Source organism: Butyrivibrio fibrisolvens (assembly GCF_037113525.1).
GTDB classification, from domain to species: domain Bacteria; phylum Bacillota; class Clostridia; order Lachnospirales; family Lachnospiraceae; genus Butyrivibrio; species Butyrivibrio fibrisolvens.
Genome location: NZ_CP146963.1, coordinates 1,414,666 through 1,440,848 on the forward strand (window position 1 = coordinate 1,414,666; position 26,183 = coordinate 1,440,848).

The 26,183-nt window shown below is 40.2% G+C and carries 15 protein-coding genes and 1 pseudogene; all 16 read left to right on the top strand.

Annotation, left to right across the window (positions count from 1 at the left end; translation table 11 throughout):
* Window positions 1-458: 458 nt before the first annotated feature.
* The 16 genes and pseudogenes from WAA20_RS05655 to WAA20_RS05730 all read left to right on the top strand — a co-directional run bounded on the left by WAA20_RS05655 (window position 459) and on the right by WAA20_RS05730 (window position 26,145).
* Window positions 459-2,690: an ABC transporter substrate-binding protein gene (locus tag WAA20_RS05655; protein ID WP_073384913.1), complete on the top strand. Its 2,232-nt coding sequence runs from the start codon at window positions 459-461 to the stop codon at window positions 2,688-2,690.
* A gap of 157 nt (window positions 2,691-2,847) precedes the next feature.
* A complete protein-coding gene (locus WAA20_RS05660; protein ID WP_073384910.1) occupies window positions 2,848-4,428 on the top strand; it encodes an ABC transporter permease in 1,581 nt (526 codons plus the stop codon).
* A 56-nt stretch (window positions 4,429-4,484) separates the two neighbouring features.
* Window positions 4,485-5,465, top strand: a complete 981-nt coding sequence (locus WAA20_RS05665) for an ABC transporter permease (protein WP_207649260.1) — start codon at window positions 4,485-4,487, stop codon at window positions 5,463-5,465.
* A 15-nt stretch (window positions 5,466-5,480) separates the two neighbouring features.
* Complete coding sequence (locus WAA20_RS05670) at window positions 5,481-7,232, top strand: oligopeptide/dipeptide ABC transporter ATP-binding protein (protein ID WP_027215277.1); 1,752 nt, start codon at window positions 5,481-5,483, stop codon at window positions 7,230-7,232.
* 18 nt (window positions 7,233-7,250) lie between these two features.
* Window positions 7,251-8,558, top strand: coding sequence for an ATP-binding cassette domain-containing protein (locus WAA20_RS05675; protein ID WP_242951124.1), 1,308 nt, complete (start codon window positions 7,251-7,253; stop codon window positions 8,556-8,558).
* 219 nt (window positions 8,559-8,777) lie between these two features.
* The gene (locus tag WAA20_RS05680) at window positions 8,778-9,992 is read left to right on the top strand and encodes a hypothetical protein (protein ID WP_073384905.1); all 1,215 of its coding nucleotides are present in this window, start codon (window positions 8,778-8,780) and stop codon (window positions 9,990-9,992) included.
* A 127-nt stretch (window positions 9,993-10,119) separates the two neighbouring features.
* Window positions 10,120-11,796: a M3 family oligoendopeptidase gene (locus tag WAA20_RS05685; protein ID WP_073384903.1), complete on the top strand. Its 1,677-nt coding sequence runs from the start codon at window positions 10,120-10,122 to the stop codon at window positions 11,794-11,796.
* Window positions 11,797-12,483: 687 nt separating this feature from the next.
* Window positions 12,484-14,217, top strand: a complete 1,734-nt coding sequence (locus WAA20_RS05690; protein ID WP_073384901.1) for an ABC transporter ATP-binding protein — start codon at window positions 12,484-12,486, stop codon at window positions 14,215-14,217.
* Window positions 14,217-15,998 carry an ABC transporter ATP-binding protein gene (locus WAA20_RS05695; protein ID WP_073384899.1) on the top strand — a complete coding sequence of 594 codons (1,782 nt, stop codon included), beginning with the start codon at window positions 14,217-14,219 and terminating at the stop codon, window positions 15,996-15,998. Before WAA20_RS05690 ends, WAA20_RS05695 begins: the two co-directional genes overlap by 1 nt.
* Before the next feature lie 173 nt (window positions 15,999-16,171).
* Window positions 16,172-16,423: a preprotein translocase subunit SecG gene (gene secG / locus WAA20_RS05700; protein ID WP_073384896.1), complete on the top strand. Its 252-nt coding sequence runs from the start codon at window positions 16,172-16,174 to the stop codon at window positions 16,421-16,423.
* A gap of 196 nt (window positions 16,424-16,619) precedes the next feature.
* A pseudogene (gene rnr, locus WAA20_RS05705) lies at window positions 16,620-18,740 on the top strand (ribonuclease R); the annotation flags it as partial.
* A 656-nt stretch (window positions 18,741-19,396) separates the two neighbouring features.
* Entirely contained in the window at window positions 19,397-19,861 is a 465-nt protein-coding gene (gene smpB, locus WAA20_RS05710; RefSeq protein WP_022759504.1) for an SsrA-binding protein SmpB, read from the top strand.
* Window positions 19,862-20,215: 354 nt separating this feature from the next.
* Window positions 20,216-21,196, top strand: coding sequence for a sugar ABC transporter permease (locus WAA20_RS05715; RefSeq protein WP_073384891.1), 981 nt, complete (start codon window positions 20,216-20,218; stop codon window positions 21,194-21,196).
* A 64-nt stretch (window positions 21,197-21,260) separates the two neighbouring features.
* A complete protein-coding gene (locus tag WAA20_RS05720) occupies window positions 21,261-22,196 on the top strand; it encodes a carbohydrate ABC transporter permease (RefSeq protein WP_073384889.1) in 936 nt (311 codons plus the stop codon).
* Window positions 22,197-22,379: 183 nt separating this feature from the next.
* Window positions 22,380-23,954 carry an ABC transporter substrate-binding protein gene (locus tag WAA20_RS05725; protein ID WP_073384887.1) on the top strand — a complete coding sequence of 525 codons (1,575 nt, stop codon included), beginning with the start codon at window positions 22,380-22,382 and terminating at the stop codon, window positions 23,952-23,954.
* A gap of 307 nt (window positions 23,955-24,261) precedes the next feature.
* A complete protein-coding gene (locus WAA20_RS05730; RefSeq protein WP_073384884.1) occupies window positions 24,262-26,145 on the top strand; it encodes a beta-galactosidase family protein in 1,884 nt (627 codons plus the stop codon).
* Window positions 26,146-26,183 lie beyond the last annotated feature (38 nt).

Genomic DNA, 26,183 nt, shown 5'->3' on the forward strand with positions numbered 1-26,183 from the left:
TACTGTTTTATCTAATCATGTGCATAAAGTTACGAATATTCATATTTTCAGTGGAAACTCATGATTTTTATCGAAAAATTTTGTGTGCGTGGGACGTACATATGTCCGCCCTACGCGTGGAAACGTTGATAAAATTTACGATTTGCGTATTGACAAAAATTAATATGACTGTAAAATAAAGTAAGTTGATGTAACACAGTGCGCGCATCGAATGAGGCTCTATGTAACGTGTTTAGAGGGCTCAAATTTCATAATTTTGAAATGATAACGATGACGTTAAATTAACTTTCTTTATTTTTGAAGAAGTGTTTAACGTCATTTTCTATTTTAAGGTTAGACTTTGATGCACTAAAGCGCCAACTTGTTAAAACAGCAAGGGGAATGTAGCCTCATAGAGGATTACATAAAACTAATTACCGAATCTAATAATAGAAGAGGAATAAAAGGAGGAAGGAATTATGAAAAGATCTAAAGTCATTGCACTGCTTCTTACAGTTGGCATGACAGTGTCTTCAGTTGCTTGTAGCTCAGGCGATACTGGCAACAATTCCGGAGACAACACAGGTTCTGAGAGCACCCAGACAACAGGCGACAACGGCTCTGACACAACTGGCGATGCTACAGACGGAGCTTCAGAGGAAGAAGTTGTTGATGAGTCAGCAATGGATTATGATGAGCTTTCTGAGTATGTTTACAACCAGATTCTGGGTGAGTTCTATGAAGCTTATGAAACTGCTCAGGCAGAAGGAGACAAGAATGTAGCATGGGCACTTGATGCTGTAGCTGAGGCTAAGCTTCTTGAGTCTGGTGTATTCATTCCATTTACATCACGTGGTGGTATGTATGCCATCAGCCGTGTGGCTCCTTACACAGTATCTACAACATACTGGGGCAATGATGAAAGCCGTTTCCACAATGCTGTAGTAACTTCTGACCTTATTAAGGCTGAAGATTATATGGCAATGAGAGAGAAGTATGCTGAGCTTAAGGGCACAGGCGAGTATGAGTCTTGGGTTAAGTCATTCCTTGAAGAAAAGGGATATACTCTCACAGATGAGTACAAATATCCTAGCTCAGGTGATCCTACAACTTGGGACGTACTCAGCACTTCAAGACAGGCTGATACAAGAGCTCTTGTTCATACATATGACGGACTTATGGAATATGATGGAGAAGGCACACAGCAGCCTGCACTTGCAACAGATTATGAAGTATCTGATGACGGACTTACATATACATTCCACATCCGTGAAGGTGTTAAGTGGGTTGATTCTCAGGGACGTGAAGTTGGCGATGTTACTGCTGACGACTTCGTAGCTGGTATGCAGCACATGATGGATGCAATGGGCGGTCTTGAGTACCTTGTTCAGGACGTAATCGTTGGTGCAGATGCTTATATCAATGGTGAGACAACAGATTTCTCAACAGTTGGTGTTAAGGCAGTTGATGATTATACACTTGAGTATGACCTTGTTGCTCCTTGCACATACTTTAACACTATGTTAAGCTATAGCGTGTTCGCTCCTCTTAATCGTTCTTACTACGAATCATGCGGTGGTAAGTTCGGTGATGAGTTCGATTCTTCAGCTTCTGACTATACATATGGTACAGATGCTGACCACATCGCTTATTGCGGACCATACCTTGTAACTAACTTTACAGCTAAGAATACTATTACATTCAAGGCCAACTCTACATATTGGAATAAGGATAACATCAATATCCAGACTGTTTACTTCCTTTACAATGATGGAACAGATGCTACTAAGGCATACAATGATGCTAAGGCTGGTACAATCTCAGGATGCAGTCTTTCTACAGCAGCTCTTGAAGCAGCTAAGAATGATGGCCTTTATGATGATTATGCATACATCAGCCTTACAGATGCTACATCTTTCGTAGGATTCATGAATGTTAACCGTGCAGCATTTGCTAATGCTAATGATGCTACAGCTGTTAAGTCAACTCAGACAGAAGAGGACGCTGCAAGAACAAAGGCTGCTATGCGTAACCAGGAGTTCAGACTTGCACTTCTTCAGTCAATTGACAGAGGTACATACAACGCACAGACCAACGGTGATGATCTTAAGTACAATTCAATTATCAACACATACACACCTGGTAACTTCGTACAGCTTGAAGAGGATGTAACAATCGCTATCAACGGAACAGATACAACATTCCCTGCTGGAACATACTATGGTGAGATCGTACAGGCACAGCTTGATGCTGATGGCGTTAATGCTAAGGTTTGGGATCCTGAAGCAAATGATGGACTTGGTTCTTCATCAGGTTTCGATGGATGGTACAACAAGGATGCAGCAGTTGAACACCTCAACAAGGCTGTAGAAGAGCTTGCAGCTCAGGGCGTAGAAGTTAGCGCTGAGAATCCTATTCAGGTAGATTATCCTTACTTTGAAGCTAGTGAAGTATATGCTAACAGAGCTAACGCTTTCAAGAAGTCAGTAGAGGATGCTCTTGGTGGAGCTGTTGTTATTAATCTTGTATCATGTGCTACACAGGATGACTGGTACTATGCAGGATATTACACAGACCTTGGTTCAGATGCTAACTATGATATCTATGATGTATCAGGTTGGGGCCCTGACTATGGTGATCCTAAGACATACCTTGACACAATGCTTCCTGATTATGCAGGTTACATGGTTAAGTGCTTTGGTATCTACTAATTAGATAGTTATAAAGTATTATAAGTATTAAACATTATAAGCAGGAGAATGGGCTCATGCTCATTCTCCTGACTTTGATGTAATATAGACTGGTAAGTAATTATGAAGATGTAACGTATTCTTCTATCACATGACCGGTCGTCTGGAGTGAAGGACTATGCTAAAATATTTGATCAAACGATTATTACATGGACTGTTTTCTATAGTTGTAGTTATAGGAATAGTTATGCTGCTGATCTATTCATTAATGGATCGTCAGCTTATTTTTGCTGCTGATTCTGTATATCAGAATCTTGGTAATAACCAGAAGAAGCAGTACATGTATCGTATGTGGGAGAACTACGGTTACATTGACTATGTTACTTATGAAGAGTACATAGCTTCACTTGTTGCAAGTGGAGAACTTGATTCATCAGAACTTGAAAAGATTCAGGACCTTGGTAAAAAGGCGGAAGATGATTCCGAAACTGTTGCTGAGTATGTTAAGAAGTTTTCAGAGTATTATGAATCTAAAGGTTATACAATTGTCAGACTTGATGCTATAACCATCAAGAAGGGTAGAAAATATGCAGATGGCGGACAGGAAGCCCTCTTTGCATACAGAGACAAGCCTCTTTTATCACGTTTAACAGGCTATTTTACAGGAATTGTTGATATTGACAGCATTCACTATGTGGATGATTCTATTGATATTGGAAAACGTGGAATAAGCTTTACACTGCATGATCCGGCATATGGCGGAGAGAAGTTCTCACCGGCACTTATCGGAAATGGTACTAAATATAAGTACTTACTTTACTTTGATAATAGTTTCCCGTTTATTCACCAGAACCTTATCAAGATAAGTCTTGGTAAATCATATACTGTAAATGCGGGAATTGATGTATTTGATACAATGACACTGTCACAGGGATCTTACGTATCATCAGAAGTAACTTTCCCTTCCGGTGTTGTAGAAGCTTCAGCTGATGACCTTCATACAGCTACATATGTAAAGGGATCACTTGCTTCTAGTTCTCTTAACCAGAGGCTCTTTGTAGATGATTATACTAATGTATCTACAGTTAAGAACGGTCTTTCAAAAATTGGTTATTCATTTGTTATAGGTCTTATCTCAAGTATCATTGCATATGTACTTGGTGTTTCCCTTGGTATTGCTATGGCAAGACATAAGGACAAAGCTATTGATAAGATCGGAACTATTTATATAGTATTTGCTATTGCAGTTCCTTCGCTTGCTTATATCTTCATGGTTAAGGCTATTGGTGGTAGTGCAGGACTTCCTACAACATTTGACATGGAGTCTACAAGTAAGCTCATGTACGTACTTCCTATCATCTCACTTTCTATTAAGAGTATTGCAGACCTTATGAAGTGGCTTAGAAGATACATGATCGATCAGCAGAACTCAGACTATGTTAAGTTTGCTAAGGCATGTGGTCTTACAGACAATGAGATATTCAGAAAACACATTTTCAAAAATGCAGTTATTCCGATAATTCATGGAATTCCCGGAACAATCCTTGTTGCACTTGTTGGTGCGATCATTACTGAGAAGGTATATGTTGTTCCCGGTGCAGGTAATCTTCTTGTAGAAGCGATTGCCAAGTATGATAACGGCGTTATTGTCGGTGTTACTTTGTTTTATACAGCACTTGGTATTACATCAGTAATACTTGGAGATATCCTTATGGCTATGTTCGATCCGAGAATCTCATTCTCAGATAAGGCTAGATAATAAGTAGCAGTAACTTACAAAATAATGCGGCCCTGCCGCTTGGAAATGAGGAAATTATGTCTGATAAATTTGAATTAACAGATGATTTGGCAGGCATGTCTGAAGAAGAGCTGTTTTCTTTTGATACGCATGATAAATCAGAAGCTGAGAAGATCACAGCACCTAGATATTCTTATTGGAAATCAGTGTTTCGTGTATTCTTTAAAAAGAAGATCAATATCATAATGCTTGCAGTATTACTTATTCTTATACTGTTTGCTTATATCTATCCTATGTTTTCAGGATATGATAAGTTTGCAAATATTACAGATGCTTCAATGAAGCATCTTACACCATCAGCATCTATTGCCAAGAATGGTTTTTCTATTCATGAGATACTTGGTCGTGGTGGTTCAGGTGAATCTACTTTTGATGCTGTATGGAATGGTGCGAGAATTTCTATTTCATTTGCTTTTTCATGTGCGATCATCAATATGACACTTGGTGTTATCATTGGTGCTATTTGGGGATTCTCTAAAAAGTTTGATCTGATCATGACAGAGGTTTATAACATTGTTGGAAATGTGCCTCTTACCTTGGTAGTATCAGTACTTGTACTTGTAATGTCTTCAAGTTTTGGAACCATGGTTTTTGCCATGACAGTAACCGGATGGCTCTTTATAGCTTACTTTTTCAGAACGCAGGTTATCATCATCCGTGACAGAGAGTATAATCTTGCATCACGTTGTCTTGGAACATCAATCTTTAAGATTGCTATCAGGAATATCCTGCCTTTCATGACATCTATCATCGTAACACTTGCTGCAGCTGAGATACCTTCATATATCTCTTACGAGGTATTCCTTTCATACATCGGAATGGGTATGGCTGATATGTCACTTGGTAAGCTCATATTCCAGTATGAAAGCTCAATGGCTATTTCAGGATGGCAGTTCGAATTCTGGAGCCCGGTAATAGTAGTATCAATCATAACAGTTGTGCTCTATGTAGTAGGACAGAATCTTGGTGATGCTTCAGATCCTAGAACACATATGTAAGGGGATAGATAGAAAATGGCAGAAGATAAGAAAGTATTATTGTCAGTCAAAGACCTGGTTGTTAAGTTCCATGTTAGAGGCCGTATACTGACTGCAATAAGAGGAATTTCATTAGATATATATGAAGGCGAATCAATCGCAATCGTAGGTGAGTCCGGTTCAGGTAAGTCTGTATTTACTAAGACATTTGCAGGCATGCTTGATAGTAATGGATTTATAGATAAGGGTGAGATCATTTATAATGACCTTGAGCTAGCTGATACCAAGGTTTCTTATAATGCATTTGCTCACAAGATGATCAAGAAATATCAGGCTAAACTTGATGATTGTTCAGGTCTTGAGTTTGGAGCTGAGACTTATAAGAAGATCAGAGCTCTTGAAAAAGAAAAGGCCGCAAGAATGGACCTTAACGAAGAAGAGCGCGAGAAGATAGCTAATAAGCTTGATACTCTTAAGTATGAGCGTACAGAGATCTTCAATAAGCGTCAGACATATAATCCTAAGACTGAGAAGCATCTCATAAAGGAAGCTACTCAGAAGATCAAGGATTATGATGCTCAGATTGCTGAACTTAAGCTTAAGAAAGAAGAAGCTATCAGAAAGCATAAGGCTGAATTTGAAGCTGATACTAAAGCTAAGGAATATTACAGCACAGAACTTTCAAAGCTTAAGGCTCAGTATCATGAGGAAATCTCTAAGCCTGTTACTCAGGAGCAGAAGAAGAGAAATGAAGTCCTCGCCAAGGAGATGTATCTCTCAGGTGGACGTTATGGCTACTACAGAGCTTATAAGCTTATGGGAGGCCTTTTCGAAGCTCTTAAGAAGGCTATGAAGATGGGTGTTGATCTTGACAATGAAGATCAGCGCAATCAGGTATTTGATACAGTTGCTTTCCATGTACGTTATGTTGATGAGACAGAGGATACACTTCACGGCGTAGCTATCCTTAATATCGCTGACGTTAAGGAGAAAGAAGACTGGGCACAGATCAGAGGTAATAAGATCGCTACAGTATTCCAGGATCCTATGACATCTCTTAACCCGATCATTACTATCGGTAAGCAGATATCGTCAATCATCATGAAGCACCAGAAGTGTTCAGAGGCTGAGGCTCGTGTCAGAGCTCTTACACTTATGAAGAAGGTTGGTATCCCGAATGCTGAGAGCCGTTTTGATGACTATCCGTTCGAGTATTCAGGTGGTATGAGACAGCGTATCGTAATCGCTATCGCACTTTCCTGCCAGCCCAAGATACTTATCTGTGATGAGCCTACAACAGCTCTTGATGTTACTATTCAGGCACAGATCCTGCAGCTTCTTAAAGATCTGCAGAAAGAGTTCCATTATACAATAGTATTCATCACACATGACCTTGGCGTTGTTGCTAATATCGCTGATCGTGTAGCTGTTCTCTATGCAGGACAGATTGTAGAGTATGGTACTGTAGATGAGGTATTCTATGATCCTCATCATCCGTATACATGGGCACTACTTTCATCACTTCCACAGCTGGCTAAGCCTAATGAAGAGTTGTTTTCTATCACAGGAACTCCTCCGTCACTTTATAATGATATACAGGGCGATCCATTCGCACCTCGTAACCAGTATGCTTTGAAGATCGATTCTCTTAAGGAACCGCCTATGTTCAAAGTAACTGATACTCATTATGCCAAGACATGGCTTCTTGATCCTCGTTCACCTAAGGTTGAAAAGCCCAAAGCAATAGGTAACATTCATGAGACGCTGATCAAGGCATTCAATATCTAATAGATGGAGATACACAAAGTGGCTAATACATATGAAAAAAACAAGACAGCATCTCATTTTCCTGAAAAAGGACCTATTGATGAGAAGACAGGTAAAGAAATCCTGCTGTCCATAAAAGATATAGATATTACATTCGGCAAAGGCGCAGACGCAGTTAAAGCTGTACAGGATGCTTCCTTCGATATTTATAAAGGTGAGACATTTTCACTTGTTGGTGAGTCAGGTTCAGGTAAGACTACAATCGGCCGTGCTGTAATCAGAGTTAACCCTCTTGCTAAAGGTGAGATAGATTATAAGGGCGTACGTATCTCCGGTAAGATACCGCGTTCTCTTGACCGTGAAGTTATCAGAAATGTTCAGATGGTATTCCAGGATCCTGCTGCATGTCTCAATGAACGTGCAACAGTAGATTATATCGTATCTGAGGGTCTTTATAACTTCCATCTGTTCAAGGATGAGGCAGACAGAGTTCAGAAGGTTGAGAATATGATCAACGAGGTTGGTCTTCTTCCTGAGCATCTTACACGTTATCCTCATGAGTTCTCCGGTGGACAGAGACAGCGTGTAGGTCTTGCAAGAGCTATGGTCATGGAACCCGAACTTGTAGTAGCAGATGAGCCTATCTCTGCTCTTGATGTTTCTATCAGAGCTCAGGTTCTGAATCTTATGAACAAGTTTAAGAAGGAAAAGGGTGTTACATACCTTTTCATCGCGCATGACCTTTCAATCGTAAGATTCATATCCGACCGTATCGGTGTTATTTATAAGGGACATATTGTGGAAGTTGCAGATTCCGAAGAGCTGTTCAATTTCCCTCTTCACCCATACACCAGATCACTTATATCTGCTATTCCGCTTCCTGATCCTAAGCTTGAGAAGCGCAAGAAGCTCCTTACATATGATGCTAGTCAGCATGACTACAGCACTGATAAGCCTACAATGGTAGATATAGGACATAACCATTTCGTATATGGTAACAAGAAAGAGATAGAAGAATACAAGAAAATTCGTGAGGCAGGTGTTCCTGTTAAGTCAATCACTATCATGACTGACGAAGAGCTTGCAAATCAGAAGACAACAGTTGGAGATGCAACTATTGACGAGGATATCCTTAAGAATACACCTATTCATGATACAGGTGCTCTCTGGCTTTCAGTTCTTAGCTTCTTCCTTCCTGTACTTGGCCTTATAATGATGTTTATATTCAAGAAAAAACATTATGCTCGTAATTACAGAAAAGTTAAGTCAGGTACAGTTGCAGGATTCATCTTCATTGGAGCTTTGATAGTACTGTTCCTGCTGGCACTTCTATATGCACTGAAATAATATATTTCGCATTTTATTTAGGTATCAAAGGGGGACTTTTGATACCTAAATTTTTATCGTTCGGTTTAACTTGGTAAAATGTATTATAGTTTCTGATTCTAGAATTGAGAATATAGGTGGACTAATTGGTTTTATTATAGTTTTATTATTTTTCTAAATCGGATAATTATAGAATTAGAATAATATTTTTTAATATGTTATTTATATTAGGTTTAAATTATGGGTAATAGATATATTAAAAACAGGCCGAAACCTGAAAAGATTGAAAATGTAACTGTAGACCATGACCACATTTTAAGAAGAGCAATTCTTACTCTGATATTTGTGGCTATTGCCATCGCATCATTTTCATATGCAATATGGCTTCTTAATAATGCTGATTCGGGATGGACTGTGATCAAGGTGGATTCTTCAAGTGATGTAAATCTCGGAGATGAATTTACACTTGAATATAATCTGGGTCAAAGCGGAGTGTCATCTACTGCTGAGAAAAAGGTACTTACACCTATCTACTCTACAGCTATGGTCAATTACTACAGGCTTTTTAACGCCAATAATATATGCAAGGATGTAAACAATCTTTACTATATCAGCTGTAATCCAGAGACAGAGATTGAGGTTGATGAAGATCTGTACTACGTCTTTGATAAGCTTAAAGAGTACGATAACAGAGCTATATACCTTGGACCTGCGCTTACCTACTATACAGCTATATTCAACAGCTCATCAGATTCAGAAGCAAGCGTTTATGATCCTTCTAAAGATCCTGAGATTTTTGCTTATGTATCTAAGGTTGCAGAATACGCAGTTGACCCTGACAGCATAGATATAGAGCTTCTTGGAGATAATAAGATAATCCTCCATATATCAGATGAATACAAAGCCTTCTGCGAAGAAAATGAAGTTACAGAGCTTCTTAACCTTGGATGGTTACGAAACGCATTTGTTGTAGACCTTACAGCTTCAAAGCTTAAAGAAGCAGGAATGACCAATGGATACCTGTCATCCAACGACGGATACACAGTTAATTTAAGCTCAGATACAGACTTTACTCTTAGTATATATGACGTTGATGGAGATAAGATCGTCCCTGTTTCAGAATATCCCTATAAAGGACATAGGAATATAGTCTGGCTCAAGAACTTCCTTGCAACCAAGGAAGATATCGGCAATTTTTATATGTACCAGGACGGAACTGAAGTATCCTACTATATAGGATCTGACGGAACATCAGCCACCGGCACAACCAGCTTATATCTCTACAGCGATGTGGACGACAGCACCTGTGCAGATATGGTGCTTTCTGCATACGATATTTTCCTGAATGCAGAAAGTGATGAGACTCTGGATACAAACGCGCTGGAAAGCTTAACTGATAATAATATTTATAGTATCTGGGTAGAGAATGGTACTGTTATGAATACTGGTAATTGAAGATGTTGAATGATCGAAATTAGATATATAAATACTATATATTTTGATATTCAAAAAAATATTACTCACCATCCTCGAAAAGTGAAAGAGATGCGTGAAGTCTGACGATTAAAAGGAGAGACCTGATATGAAATTTAATGAAATGCAGTATACAAGACCTGACATCGAACAGGTTAAGCAGAAATTTGCAGATCTTACAAAGAGAATGGAGAATGCCACAAGCGGTGAAGAGCAGTGGCAGATCCATCAGGAATATTATGAACTTAATGACCATGTCATGACTCAGGCAGTTATAGCTGAGATAAGACATGACGTAGATATGACAGATGAATTCTATGAAAAAGAGAATGATTTCTGGAATGATACTAATCCTATACTTGCAAACATCTCTGTTGAATACAAGAAGCAGCTCCTTCATTCAAAGTTCAGACCTTATCTTGAAGAAAAAATCGGTAAGGTCGCTTTCAAGAATATGGAACTTGCAGAACAGTCTGTTGCAGAGAAAATCCTTCCGCTTATGCAGGAAGAAAACAAGCTCCAGGATGAATACAACAAGCTCCTTGCAACTGCCAAGATCGACTGGAAGGGCGAAATACTTAATCTTTCACTTATGAATCCTTACCTCAACAGCTCTGATCCTGAGGTGAGAAAAGAAGCATGGAAGAAGTATTCAGCTTTCTATGAGGAGAATTCAGAAGCTCTTGACGATATCTATGACAAGCTTGTAAAGAACAGAACAAAGCAGGGCGAAGAGATGGGACACAAGAATTATCTTCCTCTTGGCTACGCTCGTATGCAGCGCAACAACTACGGCCCCGCTGATCTTAAATCTTTCAGAGAACAGGTCAAGAATGACTTCGTTCCTTTTGCAGAAAAGCTTCACGACATCAGAAGAAAGAGACTTGGCCTTTCCAGACTTCATTTTGAGGATGAAGGAGTATACTTTACAAACGGTAATCCAGCTCCTATCGGAACTCCTGAGCAGATCCTTGAAGCTGGACGCAAGATGTACAATGAACTCTCACCTGAGACTGCTGAGTTCATGAACTTTATGTGCGACAATGACCTCTTTGACGTACTTGGCCGTAAGACCAAGAAAACAGGCGGATATATGACATATCTTCCTGATTACAAGTCCCCATTTATCTTCGCTAACTTTAACGGATCATCCTCTGATGCTGATGTTATAACACATGAGTGCGGTCATGCATTTCAGGGCTTCGTAGTTAGAAATGAACTTGTAAGAGAAGTTCAGGACATCACAATGGAAACAGCTGAGACTCATTCAATGGCTATGGAATTCTTTACAGACCCATGGATGAAGCTCTTCTTTGGCGACCGTGCTAAGGATTACTCAGATATGCACTTCGAAGATTCCTGTGTATTCATTCCATACGGAACAATGGTAGATGAGTTCCAGCATATCGCTTACGAGAACCCTGGCCTTACACCTAAGGACAGAAATGGCGTATGGCATGACCTTGAGCGCCAGTACAAGCCACACCTTGATTACAGCGGCAACCCATACTATGAAGGCGGCGCATTCTGGCAGAACAAGCATCATATCTATGACTGCCCTCTGTACTACATTGATTACTGCATCGCAGGTACAGACGCTCTCCAGTATAAAGTATGGATGGATAAAGATTATAAGGCAGCATGGAACAGCTACTTAGAACTCTGCAAGCTCTCTGCATCAGATTTCTTCGACAGCATGATCACAAGAGTTGGTCTTAACAATCCTTTTGAAGACGGATGCCTTAGAAACGTAGTTAAGCAGTTAGAGCAGACTATGGGTATTTAAAGTGTTTATTATACTGAATAATTGAATTATGACACACATTAGATGTGCGTTCGTGAAAACTATTTTTAAGAAGTCATATTCTTAAAAATAAAAATCGGTACTTGTTATATAAATAGTGAGAAAAAATTTAAATGATTGCCTCTTGATATTTGGTTTAGAGGCAATCATTTTTTGTTGGCTGAATTGAAAACTTTTTTATTGCTTAAATTTTTTTGACCAAAAGTTCAAATTTCTTGTTGACAAATCAAATTATATTGATAATAATAAAAACATCGATTTGGTTACGGGTCGATAAATATTAAAGAAAGTGAGGTAAAGAATAATGACAAATAAAGTGACATTTATAGCGGCGAAAAATTGGCTTAATGCATTTAATACATTTAATTCAATTAATATATCTTTACCTCGGGTTTATTATTTAAATTAGGAGTAGAGTAGCTGTTTGGCTGTGCTCTTATAATTTAAATACTTATTGTGGAATTAACCAGGTAAAGTGCACTTACCTGGTTTTTTTATACCCATTTTTCAATACCACTTTTTATATTGACCCAGGTTTTACATTTAACTTGTTTTTTGCTAGTAACTCAAACTTCCCGGTTGTTTTGGGGAGACGGAATCTTCCTGCAACAACTATTATTTCCCCAAAACAACCGGGAAAGTTTGAGTGAATTTTTGAGGAGGAAACTTATGAAGACACTTAGAAGTTATGTGCGAGAGCACTGGTTGACATATTCAGTAGCAATCATCTTTATGCTGATCGCTATTGCACTTGATATGATGTTTCCTAAGGTTACGAAGCTTATAGTAAACGAAGTAATTATAGGACAGGATTTTTCGAGATTTTATCTCTTTCTTGGAGCGATAGTACTAATCGGCGTTGGCCGAAGTGTTTTTGGATATTTTAAAGAATTCACATTTGACAGAAACTGCATCGCCATTGGAACTGAGATGCGTAAGGACCTGTTCAATCATATTCAGGGACTTTCACTTGACTACTTTGATGATGCCAACACTGGCGAACTCATGGCCAGAGTCAAGGATGATATCGACAAGATCTACAACCTTGTCGGAATGGTTGCGATGAGAGGTATGGAAGTTACTCTTAACGCAGTACTGGTACTGTATTTCATGTTCTCAATAAATGCAGTACTTACGATCCTTCCGCTGATCTTCATGATCATCTGCGGAGCCACAGCGATCTTTATGGAGAAAAAGCTTGACCTTATCTACGACGATATCAGTGAAGAGAATGCAAAGCTTACCACAATCGCTGAAGAGAACCTTGCAGGAGTAAGAACCGTTAAGGCTTTTGCCAGAGAAGAGTATGAGATAGAGAAGTTCAAAAAGCACAACGTTAAATATTATGAGTACAACATGAAAGAAGCTATGGCGCTTCTTAGATTCTATCCGGTTTTCCAGCTGGCAGGAACCCTTCTTCCTGTTGCTTGTGCGGTACTTGGCGGATTCTTTGTAATAAACGGCAAGATGGACCTTGGTGATCTTACAGCTTACATCATCTATAGCCGTAACTGCACATGGCCTTTAGAAGAACTTGGATGGATCACAAATGAGTTTTCAAGCGCGATCGCTTCACTCAAGAAGGTACGTAAGATTTACACAGTTCATTCTACACTGGCAATGTCTGAAAAGCCTGAGCACCTTGATAAGGTCAAGGGTAGCATTGAATTCGAGAATGTATCTCTTGATTTTGGTGATAACCATGTGCTTAGTGATATAAGCTTCACACTTACTGAAGGCAAAACAATTGGAATCATGGGTCAGACAGGCTCAGGTAAATCAACAATAGTTAACCTTATGCAGCGTTTCTATGATCCTACAAAAGGAACCATAAAGCTTGACGGTAAGGACATTAAGAACCTTGATCTTAACCAGGTCAGAGAGGCATCGGCAGTTGTAATGCAGGACGTATTTCTTTTCTCAGATACCATTAATGAGAACATCCGCATGGGACGCCGTGATGAAATGACTGACGAAGAGATCGCAGAAGCTGCAAGAATGGCTAATGCCGGCAGCTTTATAGAAAAACTTGAAGACAAATACGAAACTGTAATCGGTGAAAGAGGCGTTGGCCTCTCCGGAGGACAGAAGCAGAGAATAAGCATTGCGAGAGCTCTTTCAAAGAAGGCTCCGATTCTGATACTTGATGATTCAACATCCGCTCTTGATATGGAGACAGAGGCTGAGATCCAGAAGACCTTGTCCGACATCAAGGCAGTTACAAGGGTTATCGTAGCCCACAGAATATCAGCTGTCAGAAATGCTGATGAGATTCTCTATCTCGATAACGGCCGTATTGCAGAACGTGGAACACACGAAGAATTACTTAGAAAGAAGGGACTTTACTACGACACTTACATTGCACAGTACGGCTCCCTTCAGGAAATGGAGGAAAGTGCATAATGGCTGCTAATTCTTTTAGAGAAGATGAGCATATAAATAATAGTGACAAAAAGAAAATTTTTGTCAGAATAATCAGATACTTAAGACCACATATAAAAGAGATCATCCCGGTTATAATATCCCTCATGATCACAGTAGGGATCGGCCTTGTGAGTCCGCTTCTTATCGAATACGCAATAGACGTACACGTTGCTGACAAGAATATGAGAGGTCTTATCATCGTTGCAAGTAGCGTTGCTCTCCTTGGTCTTGTATATATGCTCTTTGTAAAACTCAGAATGTATATGATGAACAAGGTTGCAAATAAGATACTTCTGGACATCAGAGAAGAACTATACGAGCACATCCAGAAGCTCTCATTCACCTTTTTTGACTCAAGACCCACAGGTAAGATCCTGGCTAGGATCATCGGCGATGTTAACTCCCTCAAGGATGTTATGGCCAACACCATCACGAACCTTATACCGAACTTTATAACAGTATTTGGCGTTGTGTTCATAATGCTCGTTAAGGACTGGAAGCTTGCCCTTGGAACCCTTTGTTCCATGCCCCTTATGATAATCGCGATCTTCTGGATCCGCAGCATGACTCACACAAGATGGGCAGATATGAGAAAAAAGGCTTCGAACCTTAATGCCTACGTTCATGAAGACATTGCAGGAATCGCTGTAGTACAGAGTTTCCACGCAGAAGATGAGACAAGATCAACCTTCGAGGATCTTGCCAACAAGCACAGAGATTCTTATATCTCAGCATGCAGAGCAGCAGACCTCTTCGGACCAGCCATCGACATGAGCTGGGCTGTGAGCAGCATGATGCTGTACCTGGTTGCTGTAAGACTTCTTGGTTATACAGAAGCTTCAGTTGGACTTATTGCTGCATTTGCAAGCTATGCAACAATGTTCTGGAGCCCTATCATGGGACTTTCAAACTACTACAACCAGCTTGTTACCAACATCTCAGCAGCAGAAAGAGTATTCGATATCCTTGATACAGAGCCTGAGATCGTGGACAAAGAAGATGCAGAGGAGCTTCCAGATATCACAGGACAGGTAAGCTTTGCAAACGTAGGATTTACCTACGATGAAGGAACAGCTAGTGAAAAGAAGGTCCTTGAGAATGTAAACTTCACAGCAAAGCCCGGAGAAACAATTGCTCTTGTAGGACCGACAGGCGCAGGTAAGACTACCATTGTAAATCTCATAAGCAGATTTTATGACATCCAGAAGGGTAAGATACTTGTCGATGGCCATGATATTACAGGAGTTAAGATCAACAGCCTTCGTAGACAGATGGGCATCATGACCCAGGACAATTTCATTTTCAGCGGAACAGTTAGAGAGAACATCATGTATGGAAACCTCTCCGCAACCGAAGAAGAGATGATCGAAGCTGCTAAAGCTGTAAATGCCCACGACTTCATCATGAAGCTTGAAAATGGCTACGATACTGTGTTAAAAGAGCGCGGCGCAGGCCTTTCAATCGGCCAAAGACAGCTCATTGCTTTTGCAAGAACTATGATCAGTAAGCCTAAGATACTGATCCTTGACGAAGCTACAAGTAATATCGATACACATACTGAGCTTCTGGTTCAGAAAGGCATACAGACCATGCTTTCAGGAAGAACAAGCTTTGTCATTGCTCATAGACTTTCTACCATCAAGAGTGCCGACCGTATATTTGTAATTAACGATGGTGGAATTGCTGAAAGCGGAAGCCATGAAAATCTTCTGCGTAAGCACGGTGCATACTATGACCTGTATATGGCTCAGTTTGCGTAAGGCAATCCCAAACACCCATATATCCAAAATGTAGTTGAAAAATGTCTGCAGGTATGGTATTCTAATCAAGGTCTGTTCTTAACGAAAGATATGATCAGTGTAAAAAATATCTTTTGACCCAGACAGATACATATGATATGCAATAACAGAATAATTCGGGAGGTCATTTTACAATGGCATTTGCAGTTAAACTTCTTGTAAATATTATATATTTGGGTGTTTGCTTCGCCCTTGTTGGAATCATCATTTCACAGCAGGGTAAGACACAGAGCCTTGGAGCCCTCACAGGTCAGGCAAGTTCTGATACATACTGGGCTAAGAACAAGGGACGTTCTACAGAAGGAAGACTTAGAACAGCTACAATCGTTCTTACAGTTCTTTTCTTCGCACTTTCTATATTCCTTAACACAGGAATCGTAGACTGATTCAGTGGAATAATGACGCGGCACTCTATTTATAGGGTGTCGCTTTTTATTTTATAAAACATTAGTTTGAGAATAATCTATAATGTATTTAGAGATATTATAAGAAGTTATATTGCCCTCGGATATCAAGTCATGAGATTTTTGGAGTAATAACTAAATGGCAAAAAAGAAAATAAAAAATGAACAGGAAACATTCATGATAGCACAGGACCGTAAAGCTATGGTCAATGCCTTTATTCATGATGATAAATATTCTCCAATGAAGGAGAAGGAACTGGCTGTTTTCCTTCAAGTTGAAAAGGAAGACCGTAACGAGCTTGCGCAGATCCTAGAAGACCTTGTTAATGAAGGCCAGATCATTAGGAATAACAGAGGAAGATATCTTAAGTCTGACGCCGGAATCATTGGTGTATTCACCAGCAACAGCAGAGGCTTTGGATTTGTTACTGTTGAAGGAAGAGATGATGATATCTACATTCCTGAAGGAGAAACCGGCAACGCATTCCTTGGAGATACGGTTGCTGTCGAGCTCATGCGCGAGCAGGCAGGCAAGAGGCAGGAAGGCCGCATCATAAGGATCGTAATGCGCGGAATGACTGAAGTTGTCGGAACTTATGAAAGTTCTAAGACCTTCGGTTTTGTAAGAGCAGATAATAACAAGATTCCAAACGACATATTCGTTCCAAAAGAACGCAGCAAGGGCGCGGTATCAGGAGATAAAGTCGTTGTTGAGATCACAGACTACGGCGACATCGCTACAGGTAAGAACCCTGAAGGTAAAGTCAAAGAAATCATAGGTAACATCAATGATCCCGGCGTAGATATTCTTGCTATCGTTAAAGGATACGAGATACCAAGCGAGTTCCCTGAAAGAGTCATGAACCAGGCTATGAGAACTTCTGACACAGTCAGTGAAGCCGATATGCTTGGAAGAAGAGACCTTCGAGATGTTCAGATGGTCACAATCGACGGCGAAGAAAGTAAAGACCTTGATGATGCAGTAAGCGTAAGCATTGACGATGAAGGCTTTTATCATCTTGGAGTTCATATCGCTGACGTTGCTAACTACGTACAGGAGGGCTCTGCACTTGACAGAGAAGCCTTAAAGCGCGGAACCAGCGTATACCTCGTAGACCGCGTTATACCTATGCTTCCTCATAAGCTTTCAAATGGAATATGCTCTCTCAATCACGGAGAAGACAGACTTGCCATGAGCTGCCTTATGAAGATCAATAATAAGGGCGAGATCGTAGATCATGAGATCGTAGAATCCGTAATCAACGTAGATGAGAGAATGACCTATACAAGCGTTGGCAAGATCATAGCCTGTAACGATGAAGAGGAAAAAGAGAAGTATGCAAACCTCGTCCCCATGTTCGAGCAGATGTACGAGCTTGCCAAGATCCTCAAAAAGCGCAGATTTGAACGTGGCTCAATAGAGTTCGACTCAGTAGAAGCCAAGATCAAGCTTGATACAGAAGGTAATCCTGTAAGCATTGAAAAAGAAGAAAGAGGCCCTGCCAACGAGCTTATCGAGGACTTCATGCTTGCGGCAAATGAAACTGTAGCCCAGCATTTCTACTGGCTTCAGGTGCCTTTTGTCTATAGAACACACGAACAGCCATCAGAAGCTAAGATTGATACACTTACAAGCTTCATCAGAGGCTTCGGCTATCATCTCAATATCCGTCAGGATGAGATAAGACCTATGGAGATTCAGAAGCTCCTTTCCAAAATAGAAGGAAGCAGAGAAGAATCCATAATAAGCAGAGTCGCTTTAAGAAGCATGATGCAGGCTAAGTATACAACAGAGTGCGTGGGACATTTCGGACTTGCACTCCAGTATTACTGCCACTTTACATCACCGATAAGACGTTATCCTGACCTTCAGATTCACAGGATCATCAAGGATAGCATCAGAGGACGACTTGATGAAAAGAAGCTTGCGCATTATACTGAAATTCTTCCGGAAGTTGCAAAACACTGCTCCGATACAGAAAGACGTGCTGATGATGCAGAGCGCGATACAGATAAGCTCAAGAAAGCTGAATATATGGAGCAGCACATTGGCGAAGTATATGATGGCGTAATCTCAGGTGTTACAGCCTGGGGAATGTTCGTCGAGCTTGATAATACCTGCGAAGGCATGATCAGACTTGCAGAACTTACCGATGACTATTATATTTTTGATGAGCAGAATTTTACACTTACAGGAACTGATTTTGGCAAAGAGTACAGACTTGGACAGAAGGTCAAGATCAAGGTTGTAGGTGCTGACAGAATTGAAAAGACTGTAGATTTCAGGATCGTTGATGAAGATACAGATCCTGATGATATACAGCTTAAGCCTGCCAAGAAGCATTACGTATTAAAACTCATGGAAGAAGAGGCTGCGAGAAAAGAAGAAGCTTCCATGAAGAATAACGTAACATCATCTGAGGATGATTCTGATAAGAGAACAGGTAGACGTTCACGTAAGGAGTCTGATGGCTATAGCACCGATGAATCAGATGAAAATGCTAAAAGAGATCTTGCGAAGAGAAAGAGAAAACTTACTCTTGAAGATTTCGAAGATGACTTTGACGAAGTCGAAAATCACTTCAGAAGCCGCAAGCATACTGATCTTGATGACATAGACTTCAGTGACGGCGAAGATGATAACCTTATGACTGCCGCAGAGCTTCGCGCGCATGAGCGCAAAAAGCGCATGATAGAAGGACTTGAACCTGACGGCCGTACAGGAAGACCAAGAGAAAAGAAGCGTTCATCTAACAACAGTACAAAGAGCCATAAGTCCAAGGAAAGCGGACCTCAGGAAAAAGGCCATAAGAAGTATAAGGTGCACAAATATAAGAAGTCTGCAACTTCAAAAGCAGCTCGCAGCAACCAGAAAAAGAAAAGATGATGACTATTGAAAGAATAGAAATCAAGAAGCAAAACTATTAATATAATACTTGAATGGGAGAAGTTATAATGGCAGAAGAGAAGATAAAGCTGGTATGTAATAACAAGAAAGCATACCACGAGTATTTTATCGAAGACAAATATGAAGCAGGAATAGAACTTGTCGGAACCGAAGTTAAGTCTATCCGTATGGGCAGATGCAGCCTTGGTGAATCCTTTGTTGTGATCAAGGATGGACAGGCTGACCTGTGCGGAATGAATGTAAGTCCTTATGAAAAGGGCAATATATTCAACAAAGATCCGCTTCGTGTCAGAAGACTTCTCCTTCACAAGAATGAGATCATGAAACTCGAGCAGCAGGTCAAGATCAAAGGCTATACAATAGTTCCGCTTCAGGTGTATTTCAAGAAAGGCCGCGTCAAAGTTGAGATAGGCCTTGGCCGAGGCAAGAAACTCTATGATAAGAGAGAGTCAGATGCAAAGCGTGACCAGCAGCGTGAAGTAGAGAAAAACTACAAAATGCGACTTAGATAAGCTAAGAAAAGTTATAGTATTAGTAATAACCTCCAAAAACCCAACCGTTTTTGGAGGCTTTTTTTATATATTGCCATAATATTTTAAAGAACTTTTATAATTCTATTGACACATTTAAGTATCTTGTGTAATATGACATTATGAAATGGGTTTCAAAATAAAATATACGTCAAAATACACAAAGCAAATTAAAGCTATATCGTATAAGGACATCAGAAGTAGTTAAAATTAACGGAAGTAAGCTATCGATACATATCAAATATATGTTTTGGTTCAGAAACTTCCATTTTTTAATCTCAAGCAAGAAACCGATTTCAAAAATCATTCATTTGGATTTCAGCAGGAGAGGAAAGTATGGGTAAGAAAAACGGAACGGTAAATGGGGTCGAGAAGATAAAGGTTCAAAAGTCATCTCTGTCATTTGGCCAGAAACTTTGGAGGAATCGTACACTTGTTCTTATGTGCATTCCGGCAATTATCTTCTTTATAGCTTTTTGCTATGCACCAATGCCTGGTATCTATGTGGCATTTGTTAAATATAACTATCGTAAAGGTATCTTTGGAAGTAATTTCATCGGTCTTAAGAACTTTGAATTTCTTGCAACTTCCGGTAAGCTCGGAATGCTGACCAAGAATACTATCCTTTATAACATCGCATTTATTTTGCTTGGTAACTTCTTCGCAGTATTTGTAGCGGTTCTTCTTAATGAGATCCAGAACAAATGGTTCAAGAAAGTTTCACAGACAATGATGTTCCTGCCTTACTTCATTTCACAGGTTTTGATAGGACTCCTTGTTTATAACCTTCTCAACTATGATACCGGTTTCGTAAACAGTATCTTAAAAGCTCTTGGAACTCCTGAAGAAAAGCTCTTCAGCCCTTACTCAGATCCAACAGTTTGGCCTGTACTTCTTGTAATCATTCACCTGTGGCAGTCAACAGGTTATAACTCAGTCGTATACTTCGCATCGATCATGGGTATCGACGCTGAGATCATCGAAGCAGCAAGAGTAGACGGCGCCAACGCATGGCAGAAGATCAGATACATCATCCTTCCGGGACTTCGTCAGACAGTAGTAATCCTTCTTCTATTTGCTATCGGAGGAATCGTAAAAGGTAACTTCGGTCTGTTCTACAACATAATCGGTACCAACTCACTGCTTTACTCAACAACCGATATCATTGAGACATACGTATATCGTGCTACAATGACAGATTTCAATTTCTCCACAGCATCTGCGGTAGGTTTGTATCAGTCATTAGTCGGATTCTTTATGGTCATGATAGTAAACTTTGTAGTTAAAAAGATTGATCCTGATTATTCACTTTTCTGATAAAAAACCGATTCGTATTTTCACTACTAAATAACAGATACCGCACACGGTATGGAGGATATAAATGGCTAAGAAAGATAAAAAAATTGATTATGATACATATGATTCCAGCGCCAGAGTTAAGCTTGGAACATCGGATTACGTTATACGAGGAATTGGATATGTGTTCGTAACACTGTATGCACTTGCCTGCATATTCCCTTTCCTTCTTATCATCGGAACATCATTTACATCAGAAGCTGTAATAAGATCAGCCGGAGTTCAGCTCTTCCCAAGAGACTTCACCACAGAAGCTTACGACATGGTACTTAAAGGAGGCGCGATCTGGAAATCATATCTTCTTACGATTTTAATGACAGGCGTTGGTACAGGCGTAGGACTTCTCGTTATCTCAATGACAGGCTACGCACTTCAGAGAAAAGACTTTGTACTTAGAAATGTAATCTCATTCTTCATCTACTTCACAAGTCTTTTCCAGGCAGGACTTGCGCCATATTACCTTCTTATGACACAGACATATCACCTTAAGGACAGCTACTTCGCAGTACTCCTTCCGCTTCTTATGTCACCATGGCTCATCATCCTGATGAAGAACTTTGTTAAGTCTATACCTTTTGAAATAACAGAGTCAGGTAAGATCGATGGAGCAGGAGATATGAAGATATTTACATCTCTTATCCTTCCGATGCTCAAGCCTGCACTTGCAACTATAGGTCTTTTCCTTGCACTTGGTTACTGGAATGAGTGGTATCAGTCATCACTGTTCTTAAGCTCAAAGGTTGATGCATATCCACTTCAGTACATGCTCTACAAGGTAGTAAATGAGGCTAACTCACTGAAGAACTCAGTTGCAGCACAGTTCGTAACTGTAACAGATCTTCCTACCAACTCACTTAAGATGGCAACAGCAGTTGTAGCTACAGGACCTATCGTACTTCTGTATCCTTTCGTACAGAGATACTTCATCGGCGGTATCACAGTTGGTGCGGTTAAAGGTTAAAAGAATTGTTATAACAATTCTTTTAACACAGAGTTAAATAGCTGAAGCTATTTAACTCCCGGGCAATCGAATAGCTAAAGCTATTTAACTCCGTGAGATATAGCAATACTATAATAATATTTTTAGGGGAAAGTTAACTGCAATAACGCAGTAACAAATATATATTCTATAGGAGGATATTTAATGAAAAAGAAATTGCTTGCTTCACTTCTTTCACTCACTATGGTAGCAGGACTTGCAGCTTGCGGTAATGGTGGAAATGGCTCAGGGGATACAAGCGGATCTGGTAGTGCAGAAGCTGTTGATACATCAGAGCACGTAGTTATCACCTACATGACAACAGGTGGTAAGCCTGAGAACAGCGCAACAGACGATATGCTTGCAGAGCTCAACAAGATCCTTACAGAGAAGGTTAATGCAGAGCTTCAGATCTACTATATTGACTGGACAGATTATCTTTCAGTTTACAACCTGACACTTGCTCAGATGGACGGAACAGTTGACCTTGTAGGAACAGCTACTGACTGGCTTGATGCATGGCCAAACGCTAAGAATGGTGCTTTCCTTGAACTCGACGAGGAGATGCTCAAGACATATGCACCTCAGACATACGCATCAGTTCCTGCTGAAAACTGGGAGTACTGCAAATATGATGGCAACATCTACCTCATCCCTGAAGACAACTATGCACAGTGGACTAACCACGGATTCTCTTATCGTCTTGACTGGGCTAAGGAAGCTGGACTTACAGACGGCGTAAAGAGCTGGGAAGACATGACAACATACTTCAAGTATGTAAAAGAAGCTTATCCTGATGTTCAGCCTTGGGATTCAGACGGAACACAGTATGCAACAATGGTTGGTGGATGGATCTCATCTCACAGCAACTATGTTTCAATCGACGGTATCAACTCCGGCGCTATGTGGGGCGGCACAAAGGATGACCTTTACACAGTATACAGCCCATATGTAACAGATACAGATTCACTCGTTGAGTTTGCTAAGCTCATGAAGGAATGGGATGAGATCGGTGTTTGGAAGACAGACGTTCTTAACAACACATCATCTGATAACAGAGAAGACTTCCGTGTAGGTAAGACAGCTGCTGAGCAGCACCACACACAGACATGGACAGACCTTTGCTCACCTGGACACACAAACAACACAATCTTTGCTGATGACGAAGATGCAGAAGTTGGATTCTTCTACTTTGGTGAAGAGACAGGCAACGTAACAGCACTTTCAATCACACACGGTGCTATGGCTGTATCAGCTGCTTCCAAGAACCCTGAGAGAGCACTTATGGTATATGATCTCATCAGAAATGATCCAGATTGCTACAAGCTCTTCAACTATGGTATCGAAGGCGTTCAGTACAATGTAAATGCTGACGGTCTTAGAGAGACAATCGCTGATGCTGACGCAATCGTTACTAACTACTGGTGGGGCAGAAACGATGATCTTGAGATCAGAGATGCAACAATGAACTGGGATGCAATCGATGCACTTTACAAAGAGTATGACGGAATCAAGATCGAGTATCCTTATGGTCAGTTCATTCCTAACGTAGATAATATCTCAACTCAGATCGACCAGATCAACGAGATTCATACTAACTACATGAAGCAGATCGCATTCGGTAAGTATTCAGGAACAGCAGAAGAAATCGTTGCTGAGTATCAGCAGGCACTCAAAGATGCAGGTATCGATGATGTAACTGCAGAACTTCAGAAGCAGATCGACGAACTCTATAAATAAAATGACATAGAATTGCATCCGGAGTTCATTATGAACTCCTCAATTCTGGACATGTCTAAATTACATCCTGTAATTTCCTTTCTAAATCCTTGGGGGCGTATCTTCGGGTACGTCCCCATTTTTAAGAAAAGAAAATGCGAATCATTATAAATACATTTTTGAATGAAATTATAAATATATCTCCAAGGATAATATGTGTATACTTTTGTTCAAAAAATCTTTTTAAAAAGTATATTGAAAGCTCAGATCGAACTAAGTTTTTATACAAAATGATTTTGAATGATTTTATAAAATGAGGTCTACATAGATGAGGGGAATTGAAATTAAAGACAAATACTATCTTGATGGCGAAGAGTTCCATCTTATATCAGGTGCGATCCACTATTTCAGAGTAGTGCCTCAGTACTGGAAGGATAGACTTATCAAACTTCGCGCCATGGGATGCAACACAGTTGAAACCTACATCCCCTGGAACATGCACGAACCTAAAGAAGGACAGTTTACCTTCGAAGGAATCCTTAATCTTGGCAAGTTCATAGAAACAGCAGGGGAGACGGGACTTTACGTGATCCTTCGCCCATCACCATATATCTGTGCAGAGTGGGAGTTCGGAGGATTCCCGGCTTGGCTTCTCAAAGAAGATGGAATGAAGCTTCGCTGCTCATATAAGCCATACCTTGATCATGTCAAAAAATATTATGACAAGCTCATGCCATATATCAAACCCTACATGTATGACAATGGCGGTCCTGTCATCATGATGCAGATAGAGAACGAGTACGGTTACTACGGCGATGACCATTCTTACATGGAATGGCTCAAAGACCTGATCAGAAGCTATGATATAAATGTTCCGCTCTTTACATCAGACGGACCGTACGATGACGCATTTACAGGTGGCAAGATACCCGGAATCCTTCAGACAGGCAACTTCGGATCTCATGCCAAAGAGCGTTTTGACTTTATGAAAAAATATGTGGATGGCCCGCTTTCCTGCATGGAGTTCTGGCTTGGCTGGTTTGATGACTGGGGATCAGGCTTCCATCACACAACAAGCGTAGAGCAGAATGTCAAAGACTTTGCATATATGCTCGATAACGGCAATGTCAACATCTACATGTTCCAGGGCGGAACCAACTTCGGATTCATGAATGGAGCCAACTATTATGATAAACTGACTCCCGATGTTACAAGCTACGACTATGACGCTATCCTTACAGAAGACGGACAGGTTACAGACAAATATATAGCATTTCAAAAAGAAATATCCAAAAGATATGGACTTCCTGAAGTTGAAGACTTAGAACCTATCAAGAGAAAAGCTTATGGCAGCATAAAGCTTGACGGCTATGTATCACTTTGGGACAGCCTTGATGATATCGCTGGTAAAAACGAAAGCGTTTATCCTGTATCCATGGAGAAGCTTGACCAGAGCTATGGCTACATTCTCTATCATACAAAGCTTAAAGAAATTCCGGAAATTAACGGAATAAGACTTGTTGATGCTAATGACAGAGCCAAAGTATATGTTGATCATAAGCATGTTGCTACCATGTATGACAGAGAGCTTCTTGAAGATAAGAAGATCGAGCCACCTGTTCCCACGCTTGGTAAAGACATGGATATCCTTGTTGAAAATATGGGCCGCGTTAACTTTGGACCATATATGCTCAAACAGCGCAAGGGAATTGATGGCTGCGTACTTATAAATACTCATCAGCACTATGGATATGATATATATACGCTTCCACTTGATAATGTAGACAAGCTTAGCTTTAAGGATGTAAATATAGATGCATTGCATAAAGATAATAATGGTGATGCATTACATAAGAATATTGATGACAACGGATCTTGTGATCATGTTGAAAAGGCTTGTGCTGATAATATAGACTCAGATAGCATCACAGATCACGGCCCCTCTTTTTACAGATATACATTTGAAGCTGATGAATCAGCTGACACCTTCATTGATATGAAAGGCTTTGGTAAGGGATGCGTATTCATCAATGGCTTTAATCTCGGAAGATTCTGGGAAGTTGGCCCGCAGGAAACATTGTATCTCCCCGGCCCACTTATAAAGAATGGCAAGAACGAGATCATTGTATTTGAAACAGAAGGCAAAGCTAAGAGCGTGATCGAACTTATGGATCATCCTTCCCTTGGACCATGTGAACAGGTTAGCCCATAAACGATAATAGTACAGAAAAGTTCATTGCCTGGCTTTGT

Excerpts from the sequence above, each read along its gene's own strand:
- WAA20_RS05690 (WP_073384901.1), top strand. The coding sequence starts at position 12,484 with ATGAAGACACTTAGAAGTTATGTGCGAGAGCACTGGTTGACATATTCA.
- WAA20_RS05680 (WP_073384905.1), top strand. The coding sequence starts at position 8,778 with ATGGGTAATAGATATATTAAAAACAGGCCGAAACCTGAAAAGATTGAA.
- WAA20_RS05655 (WP_073384913.1), top strand. The coding sequence starts at position 459 with ATGAAAAGATCTAAAGTCATTGCACTGCTTCTTACAGTTGGCATGACA.
- WAA20_RS05715 (WP_073384891.1), top strand. The coding sequence starts at position 20,216 with ATGGGTAAGAAAAACGGAACGGTAAATGGGGTCGAGAAGATAAAGGTT.
- WAA20_RS05660 (WP_073384910.1), top strand. The coding sequence starts at position 2,848 with ATGCTAAAATATTTGATCAAACGATTATTACATGGACTGTTTTCTATA.
- WAA20_RS05725 (WP_073384887.1), top strand. The coding sequence starts at position 22,380 with ATGAAAAAGAAATTGCTTGCTTCACTTCTTTCACTCACTATGGTAGCA.
- WAA20_RS05685 (WP_073384903.1), top strand. The coding sequence starts at position 10,120 with ATGAAATTTAATGAAATGCAGTATACAAGACCTGACATCGAACAGGTT.
- WAA20_RS05730 (WP_073384884.1), top strand. The coding sequence starts at position 24,262 with ATGAGGGGAATTGAAATTAAAGACAAATACTATCTTGATGGCGAAGAG.
- secG (WP_073384896.1), top strand. The coding sequence starts at position 16,172 with ATGGCATTTGCAGTTAAACTTCTTGTAAATATTATATATTTGGGTGTT.
- WAA20_RS05720 (WP_073384889.1), top strand. The coding sequence starts at position 21,261 with ATGGCTAAGAAAGATAAAAAAATTGATTATGATACATATGATTCCAGC.
- WAA20_RS05670 (WP_027215277.1), top strand. The coding sequence starts at position 5,481 with ATGGCAGAAGATAAGAAAGTATTATTGTCAGTCAAAGACCTGGTTGTT.
- WAA20_RS05695 (WP_073384899.1), top strand. The coding sequence starts at position 14,217 with ATGGCTGCTAATTCTTTTAGAGAAGATGAGCATATAAATAATAGTGAC.
- smpB (WP_022759504.1), top strand. The coding sequence starts at position 19,397 with ATGGCAGAAGAGAAGATAAAGCTGGTATGTAATAACAAGAAAGCATAC.
- WAA20_RS05665 (WP_207649260.1), top strand. The coding sequence starts at position 4,485 with ATGTCTGATAAATTTGAATTAACAGATGATTTGGCAGGCATGTCTGAA.